The 8,444-nt window shown below is 70.3% G+C and carries 7 protein-coding genes; 2 read left to right on the top strand and 5 right to left on the bottom strand.

What is annotated here, in order from left to right:
* A partial coding sequence (locus VFH59_RS04875; RefSeq protein ID WP_325163760.1) for an AMP-binding protein occupies positions 1-1,240 on the bottom strand: 1,240 nt, incomplete at its 3' end.
* Positions 1,241-1,347: 107 nt separating this feature from the next.
* On the opposite strand from VFH59_RS04875, the gene VFH59_RS04870 reads away from it, so the two are divergent.
* Positions 1,348-2,433, top strand: a complete 1,086-nt coding sequence (locus VFH59_RS04870) for a PA0069 family radical SAM protein (protein WP_325163759.1) — start codon at positions 1,348-1,350, stop codon at positions 2,431-2,433.
* 57 nt (positions 2,434-2,490) lie between these two features.
* Here VFH59_RS04870 and VFH59_RS04865 read toward each other — a convergent pair whose 3' ends face one another.
* Positions 2,491-4,176 carry an ABC1 kinase family protein gene (locus tag VFH59_RS04865; protein ID WP_325163758.1) on the bottom strand — a complete coding sequence of 562 codons (1,686 nt, stop codon included), beginning with the start codon at positions 4,174-4,176 and terminating at the stop codon, positions 2,491-2,493.
* 262 nt (positions 4,177-4,438) lie between these two features.
* Between VFH59_RS04865 and VFH59_RS04860 the strand changes: the two genes are divergently transcribed.
* On the top strand, positions 4,439-4,615 hold the full coding sequence (locus tag VFH59_RS04860; protein ID WP_325163757.1) for a hypothetical protein: 177 nt from the start codon (positions 4,439-4,441) through the stop codon (positions 4,613-4,615).
* A 34-nt stretch (positions 4,616-4,649) separates the two neighbouring features.
* On the opposite strand, the gene VFH59_RS04855 is transcribed toward VFH59_RS04860, so the two are convergent.
* The 3 genes from VFH59_RS04855 to VFH59_RS04845 form a co-directional block, all read right to left on the bottom strand.
* Complete coding sequence (locus VFH59_RS04855; RefSeq protein WP_325163756.1) at positions 4,650-6,671, bottom strand: S9 family peptidase; 2,022 nt, start codon at positions 6,669-6,671, stop codon at positions 4,650-4,652.
* A gap of 145 nt (positions 6,672-6,816) precedes the next feature.
* On the bottom strand, positions 6,817-7,719 hold the full coding sequence (locus VFH59_RS04850; protein ID WP_325163755.1) for a patatin-like phospholipase family protein: 903 nt from the start codon (positions 7,717-7,719) through the stop codon (positions 6,817-6,819).
* A gap of 97 nt (positions 7,720-7,816) precedes the next feature.
* A partial coding sequence (locus VFH59_RS04845; RefSeq protein WP_325163754.1) for a class 1 fructose-bisphosphatase occupies positions 7,817-8,444 on the bottom strand: 628 nt, incomplete at its 5' end.

The following is an 8,444-nucleotide window of genomic DNA, read 5'->3' as shown; positions in this document are numbered from 1 at the left end:
GCCACCAGGTGTCGACGATCGGGCAGCGGCCGTGGCCGAAGTTCTTGTGGTACCAGAGCCACGCCTCGGGGTTGATGGGCTCGCCGACCGAGCCGAGGATCCGCAGCGAGGACAGGTCGCGGGCGTCGGGGATCTCCCGGCCCTGCTTCATGAACGAGCGGATCGCGGTCGGGGCGGTGTAGAAGATCGTCACCCCGTAGCGTTCAACCAGCTCCCACCAGATCCCCTTGTGCGGGTAGTCGGGAGCCCCCTCGTACATCACGCTGGTCGCGCCGTTGGCGAGCGGGCCGTAGACGATGTAGGAGTGGCCGGTGACCCAGCCGACGTCGGCAGAACAGAAGAACACGTCGCGCTCAGGATCGAGGTCGAACACGGACCGGTGGGTGGAGCTGACGCCGGTCAAATAGCCGCCGGTGGTGTGGACGATCCCCTTAGGCTTGGCGGTCGAACCCGAGGAATAGAGGATGAACAGCGGGTGCTCGGCCTCCATCGGCTCGGCCGGGCAGTCGGCGCTCTGGCCGTCCATCAGCACGTGCCAGTAGCGGTCGCGCGGCGATTGCATCGGCACCGCGGCGCCGGTCCGGCGCACCACTACCACCGTCTCCACGCTGCTGGTGCCGGGCCGTTCGAGCGCGGCGTCGACATTCGACTTGAGCGGAACCTTCTTGCCGCCACGCACGCCCTCATCGGCGGTGACCACCAGCTTGCACTGGGAGTCGGCAATGCGCCCGGCCAGCGAGTCGGGCGAGAAGCCGCCGAACACCACCGAATGGATCGCGCCGATGCGCGCGCAGGCGAGCATGGCCACCGCCGCCTCCGGGACCATCGGCAGGTAGATCGCGACGCGATCGCCCTTGGCCACGCCCAGGTGCTTGAGCGTGTTGGCGAACTTGCACACCTCCGCATGCAACTGGCGATAGCTGAGGCGGCGCGACTCGCCCGGATCATCGCCCTCGAAGATGATCGCCGTCTTGTCGCCACGCTCGGCCAGGTGACGGTCCAGGCAGTTGGCGGCCACGTTGAGGGTGCCGTCCGCGTACCAGCGGATGTGCAGGTCGGCCGGATAGAAGGAGACATCCTTGACCTGCGTGGGCGCCTTGGCCCAGTCCAGCCGCTCGCCCACCTTCGCCCAGAACCCCTCCGGGTCACGCACCGATTCGGCATACAGCCGCTCGTAATCGGCCTTGCCGATGCGCGCCTTTGCGGCAAAGGCCGCCTGGACCGGATGGAGCGTGGACATGGGGGCATCTCCTCGACACGGTTTGGACGTCCGAGTGTAGCGTCGCCGGCGCTCCGGCGCCCCGGCGCGTCGCGCCGGCTGAGACGGCGGCGCGCTAGATTTGCCCGATGTCCGACCGACCACCGCACGCCACCAAGGGCCGCGGCGCCGCCTCCAATCCCGAGGGGCGCTTCGAGAGCGTGCGCCACCAGGCCGAGGACGACGGCTGGCAGAGCCTGCTCCTCGATGCCGACGCGCCGCGTCCACGCACCGAGGTGACCGAGGAACGCGCACGCAGCGTGATCAGCCGCAATGACTCACCCGACATCGCCTTCGAGCAGGCGATCAACCCATACCGTGGCTGCGAGCACGGCTGCATCTACTGCTATGCGCGGCCCTCGCACAGCTACCTCAACCTCTCGCCCGGGCTGGATTTCGAAACGCGCCTGCGCGCCAAGGGCAACCTCGCCGAAGTGCTGCGCGCGGAGCTGGGCAAGCGCGGCTATGTGCCCACACCGATCAACATCGGCAGCAACACCGACCCCTACCAGCCGGTGGAAAGGCACTGGCGGCTGACCCGGGCCGCACTGGAACTGCTGGCCGAGTGCCACCATCCGTGCACCATCGTCACCAAGAACGCGCTGATCGAGCGCGACCTCGACCTGCTCGCCGCGATGGCGCGTGAGCGGCTGGTGCAGGTGTTCGTCTCGGTCAACTCGCTGGACAACCACCTGGCCGCCAAGCTCGAGCCGCGGGCCAGCGCACCACACCGGCGCATCCGCGCGATCGAGACCCTGGCCGGCGCCGGGGTGCCGGTGGGCGTGCTGGTCGCGCCGGTCATCCCCGCCCTCAACGACCACGAAATGGAGGCGGTGCTGGAGCAGGCGCACGCCGCGGGGGCCCGTTGCGCCGGTTACACCGTGGTGCGGCTGCCCTACGAGCTGAAGACGCTGTTCCGCGAGTGGCTGGCGTTGCACGCGCCGCAGCGCGCCGCGCACGTGATGAGCCTGATCCAGCAGATGAACGGCGGGCGCGACTATGACAGCGATTTCCGCACCCGCATGCGCGGCCAGGGCGTGTTCGCGCAACTGCTCGCGCGGCGCTTCGAGGTGGCCTGCCGCAGGCATGGCTACGCACGGGCGCGCGAGCTGCAGCTGGATGCCTCGCGCTTCGTACCGCCGCGGGGGGCGTCGCCGCAGGGGTCGTTGTTCTGAGCGACGCCGCCGGCGGGGGTGCAGCGGGTACGCCCCTGCCCGGAGGAGGTCCCGGGCCTAGTCGGGCGGTCGGTTGGCGGCCCGCTCCACCTTGCCGTCGCGGCGCAGCGCGCTGAGGATCAGGCTCAGCCCCAGCACTCCCGCCACGATGATGAACAGCATCGACAGCACCGGCAGCCCGAACAGCGTCGGCCCGGTGTTCATTCGCGCGGTCAGCGCACCGCCGATCACCAACGCCGCGACGATCACCCCGGTGCTGATGCGATTGGCGATCTTCTGCAGGCTCTCCATCATGTGCGATTCCTCCAGCCCGTCCACGCGCACGCGCAGGCGGTTCTGCGCCAGCGTGCGCAGGATCGCCGCCACATGCTGCGGGGTATGCCGGGCCAGCTCCTGCAGGTCGAGCCACTCGGTGGCCAGGTTGGCCGGGGAGAGCGTGCCCAGCGCCTGCCGTCGCAGCACCTGCTGCAGGTGTTCCTCGACCACGCGGCGGGTGTCGATGGTCGGGTCGAGCGCACCGGTGACGGCCTCGAGGTTGAGCAGGGTCTTGCCCAGGATCGAGAGCTCCGCCGGCGGGCGCAGGCCGCAGGAAGCACCCACGCGGGCCAGTTCCAGCACCAGCCGGCCTTCCGAGAACTGCCGGCTGGAATTGTGCAGGCCGACGTAACTGGCCACCAGCTGCTCGACCTGGCGCCGGTACAGGTTGTGCCGGAAATCCTCCAGCGGGGTGCCCATGCTCTCACTGATCTCGCTGACCTGGTCGCCGTTGCCGGAGATCGCGCCCAGCATCAGCTTGAGCAACTGCTGGCGGGTCCGCGGGACCAGCCGCACCACCATGCCCAGGTCGAACAGCGCGATGCGCTGGTCCTCCATCAGCAGCACGTTGCCCGGGTGCGGATCGGCGTGCACCAGGCCGTGGATGAACACCTGATCCAGATAGGCCCGCAGCAGTTCGCGCGCCTGCTCGTGCAGGGGATGCTCGATGCGCCGCAAGGTGGGGATGTGGGTCACCTTGATGCCGCGCACGCGCTGCATGGTCAGCACGCGGGTGGTGGTGAGATCGGCCAGCGGCAGCGGCACGTAGAGGGTGTCGTAGCCGCGCAGGTTCTCGGCGAAGCGGCGCAGGTTCTCGGCCTCCAGTTCGAAGTTGATCTCGTTGGCCAGGCTGTGGCGCAGTTCGTTGACCAGCCCGGCGAAGCCGTAGCGGCGGCCGACGTCGGTCATGCGGTCGGCGGCGCCGGCCAGCTTCTCCAGGATCGCCAGGTCCTCGCGCAGGGTCTGCGCGATGTGCGGCCGCTGCACCTTCAGCACCACCTCGCGACCGTCGCGCAGCGTGGCCGCATGCACCTGGGCCACCGAGCCGGCGGCCAGCGGCTCGTCGTCGAAGTGGGCGAACAGCGTGCCGATCCGCGCGCCCAGCTCGTCCTCGACGGTCTGGCGTACCTCCGCCACCGGGACCGGCGCCACATCGTCCTGCATTCGCTCGAGCTCGGCGATGTACGGCGCCGGCACCATGTCCGGGCGCGTCGACAGTGCCTGCCCGACCTTGATGAAGGTCGGCCCCAGTGCCTCCAGGTCGTCGACGAACTGCTTGGGCTGGCCAGGGCGGACCGCCTCCTCCTCGTCCGCCAGCGCCGCCTCCTGGATGTCCATCTCCAGTCCGCTGAACAGCCCGGCCTTGCGGTAGCGCAGCAGGAACGCCCCGATGCGGGCGTAGCGGGACAGACGGGTGGTTTCGTTCACGCCTTCTTTGCTCCCATGCTTCACGCGGCAAGGCCTCGTCAGCGTGGAGCGGGGGGCGGCAACAGGGCGTCAACGGTGGCGGCGGGCCAGGTCGGCGGCGCTGCGGGACCGAAAGCCCGCGCGCCGTTGCCCGACGCTCTGGCATCCTCATCGGGGGAGCAGGGCAGCGATCGACTTGCGCCCGGGCCCGGGCGCCGCTTCACGTGCCAGTGATCACCCAACCGTTCTGCTTGCCCGCAACCCCAGGCAAGGGAGGCCCGCGATGTCCTCGTTCTCGCTCTACCTGCTCGGCATCATCGTGCTGATCGGTGGCCTGGCCTATGTCGCCTGGCTGATGCACGTGCCGCTGCAATGGATCGGCGCGGGGGTGATCGTGGTGTTCGGCCTGGGCATCCTGGGGGCGGTCAAGCACACCCAGCGGCGCGATCCGCCGAAGTAGGGCACGGGCCGGGTGGCCCGTGCCCGGGGCGGAGTCAGCTGGCCGGCAGGTACCGGGCGAACCATTCCAGTGCGCGCTGCAACACGTCGCGCTGGTGCGCCGGATCGACGAAGTGATGGCCCTCGTCCGGGTACACCACCAGCGAGGTCGGCACACCTTCCGTGCGCAGCGCATGCCAGTACTCGAACGACTGCGGGGCCGGGCATTCGGCGTCGCGGTCGCCGACCACCACCAGCGTGGGGGTCTTCACCCGCTTGATGAAATTGATCGCCGAGCTCTTCGCGTAAACCGCCGGGTCGTCGTACACGGAAGCACCGAAGAACGGGATCATCCACTGATCGATCAGGTTCTGCCCGTAGTAGCTCTGCCAGTTGGCGATGCCGGCGCCGGCCACCACCGCGTGGAAGCGGTCGGTCTGCGTGGGCACGAACATGCTCATGAAGCCGCCGTAGCTCCAGCCGGTCAGGCCCAGCCGCTTGTCGTCCACCGGCAGCTTCTTCTCGATCGCGTCGATGCCGGCCAGGATGTCGGACAGGTCGCCGTAGCCGAAGTCCTTGCGGTTGGCCTGCACGTAGGCCTCGCCCTGGCCGAAGCTGCCGCGCGGGTTGGGCATGAACACGAAGTAGCCCAGGTTGGAGAACGGCACGCTGCCGTAGCCCACGCCGGGCCAGCGCGGGATCACGGCGCTGGCCGGGCCACCGTGCACGCTGACGATCATCGGGTAGCGCCGGGACGGGTCGTAGTGCGCCGGATACAGCAGCCAGCCCTGCACGTGGCGGCCGTCGTGCTCCCATTCGACCGACTCGGCCTTGCCCCAGCTCGGTGCGAGGGCGGCGTTGATCGCGCTGACCGCGGGCGGCGCGGCATGGCCGAGCGGTCCGGCATGGACTTCCGGCGCGGCGGAGTAGGAGCTCTGCACGAAGGCGACGCGTTCGTGGTCCGCCGACAGCGACATGGCCATCGAGGCGCTGCCGTCGCCGATGCTGGCCGGCAGGGTAAAGCGCACGCGCTGCTGCGTGGCGTGGCGGGCATCGATCGCATATTCGGCCAGCTGGCTCTGGCCGTTGCTGACCTGGCTGACCAGCAGCGTGCGCGGCGAGGTCCAGGCGAACCACGATGGGGTGACGTGGATGCCGGGGGTGAGGTTGGTCGTGGTCCCCCCAGCGGCGGGCACGGCGTAGAGGTCGCCGCCGGTCGCGCCCTGGTCGCTCATTAGGCCGCCCACGAAGACCACCCGCCGGCCGTCCGGCGACCAGCGCGGCAGCGCCAGCTGCAGGCCGTGCAAGCGGCCGGTGTCGGTCTTCGGATCGACCAGCACGCGTGGTGCCGCACCGGCGCGGGCGTCCTGCGCGTACAGCCTGGCGACCCACCAGTTGTTGTCGCCGGGGGCGGGCGCCGCGACATAGGCCAGCTGCCGCGCATCCGGCGACCAGCTGAATTCGTAGACGTAGCTGTCCGCGGGCGTCACCAGCACCGGCGTGCCGCCGGTGGCGGGCAGGGTGGCCACGCGCTGGATTTCCAGCCCGTCGACACCGATCTCGCCGGCCGGCGGCTTGGCCGCGGCGACGGCGCTGGCGCGTCGGGTGGCACCTTGGACGTAGAGGAAGCCCAGGGTGCGCCCGTCCGCCGTCCAGGCGAGGTCGTGCGCATAGCCGTCCAGGTCGGCCAGCTTCCGTGGTGCCGCCCCGCCCGTCACGTCGGCCACATAGACGTCCATGTCGCCTGCCTTGCCGCCGCAGTCGGACAGGAAGCCAAGGTGTCGCGAGTCGGGCGCCCACGCGATCTCCTCCTGCCGGCACGGTGCGTCGCCCATCGCCAGCGGATGGGCACCGCTGCCGTCGGCGCCGGCGAGCTGGATCACCGGCTTGCCTTGCGTATCGACCACCCAGGCCAGCCGCTGGCCGTCCGGCGACAGCTGCACGGCGTGGACCGCGCGGACCTTGCCGAGCTGGTCGAGCAGCTGGTCGATACGGGGGTCGACCTTGCCCGGCGCGGCGGAAGCCAGCGGCACGAGGGCCAGGGTGAGCAGGGGCAGGAGGCGCAGGGAAGAATGCATGGACCGGGCTCGCGGGTGAAAGGACCCACGCTAACAGCGCGTAGGCGCTCCCTCCAGTGCGACCGGTCACACCGGCCGTCGCCGCCGGATCCGCAACCCGCGAATCGCCGCAGCGAGGACGGCGGCGGTCGCGCCCGATGCGTTCCTACAGCGGGTTGCCGGCGACCCTGATCGGCGGCGCCTGCCGCGAGGCCGCCGCCAGGCGCGCGCGGATCAGCGGCACCGCCGCCAGCGCAGCCTTCTCGCCCTCCATGATGGCGCGCTCCTTCTGCGTGAAGTCGGCGGCGCCGATATCGTTCACCCGCGGACGGATGACCACGTCGGCCCGCGCCAGCTCCTGTGCACCCAGATGCTGGCACATGATCACCACCGAGCGACCGACGATGCCGAGCATGTCTTCCGGCAGCGTGCCGTCGCTGTGCGCCGAGATATCCACCGCGATGACGAAGTCGGCACCGAGCTCGCGCGCGGCGTCGACCGGCACCGGACTGACCACGCCGCCGTCCACGTAGTGCCGGTCGCCGAGCGCCACCGGCTCGAACACGCCAGGGACGCTGCACGAGGCGCGCACCGCCTGCCCGGTATCGCCGTGCCGGAACACCGTGCGCCGCCCGGTCTCCAGTTCCGTGGCGACCGCGGCAAAGGGCCGCTTCAGCCGCTCGAGCGGGCGCTGGCTGACCAGCCCATCCACGTAGTCCTGCAGTTTCCGCCCCTGCACCAGGCCGCCGCCGAACAGGCGCACGTCGCGGATCGAGGCCTCGTCCAGCGAGATGGCTGCCTGCTGCATGGCGAAGGCGTCCATGCCGCTGGCGTACAGCGCACCGACCAGGCTGCCGGCGCTGGTCCCGGCGACGACGTCCACGTGGATGCCGCTGGCCTCCAGCATCTTGATCACGCCGATGTGCGCGAAACCCTTGGCCGCGCCCCCGCCCAGCGCCAGCCCGACCACCAGCTTGCGCGGCGGCGGGGCGACCGATGGCGGCTGGCGCACGGGTGCGCAACCGGCCAGGGCGAGGGCGAACAGCAGGAGGCGGAGGCGTCGGGCCATCGTCGGACGTCGTGGAAACCGGCGGGAAGCTTGCGGCAGGACGATGGCAAAACCGGGGCGGGCCGGGGCAGGCACACGGGCGCCTGCCCCTCACTCCTCAGGCGACGGCGACGTCGGCCTCGCGGTGGTAGCGCGTGGCCACCTCGACCTCGCCCTTCGAACCGAGGAACACCGGCACGCGCTGGTGCAGCCCGGTCGGCTGGACCTCCAGGATGCGCTCGCGCCCGGTCGTCGCCGCCCCGCCGGCCTGCTCGACGATGAAGGCCATCGGGTTGGCCTCGTACATCAGGCGCAGCTTGCCGCCCTTGGCCTGGATCTTGGCGTCCAGCGGATAGAAGAACACCCCGCCGCGGGTGATGATCCGATGCACGTCGGCCACCATCGAGGCCACCCAGCGCATGTTGAAATCCTTAGCCCTGGGGCCTTCCCTGCCGGCCAGCAACTCGCCGACGTAGCGCTGCATCGGCGCCTCCCAGTGGCGCTGGTTGGACATGTTGATGGCGAACTCGGCGGTCTGTTCGGGGATGCGGATGTCGCGCCGGCTGAGCATGAAGCTGCCGACCTCGCGGTCCAGCGTGAATTCATGCGTGCCGTGGCCGAAGGTCAGCACCAGCAGGGTGGCCGGGCCGTACACCACGTAGCCGGCGGCCAGCTGCTGCGTGCCCGGCTGCAGGAAGTCCCCGACCTTCGGTTCGGTCACGCCATCGGGGCATCGCAGCACCGAG

The sequence above is a fragment of the Frateuria sp. genome, assembly GCF_035695185.1.
Lineage (GTDB): Bacteria > Pseudomonadota > Gammaproteobacteria > Xanthomonadales > Rhodanobacteraceae > Frateuria_A.
This window is presented reverse-complemented; position numbering and strand designations above follow the sequence as displayed.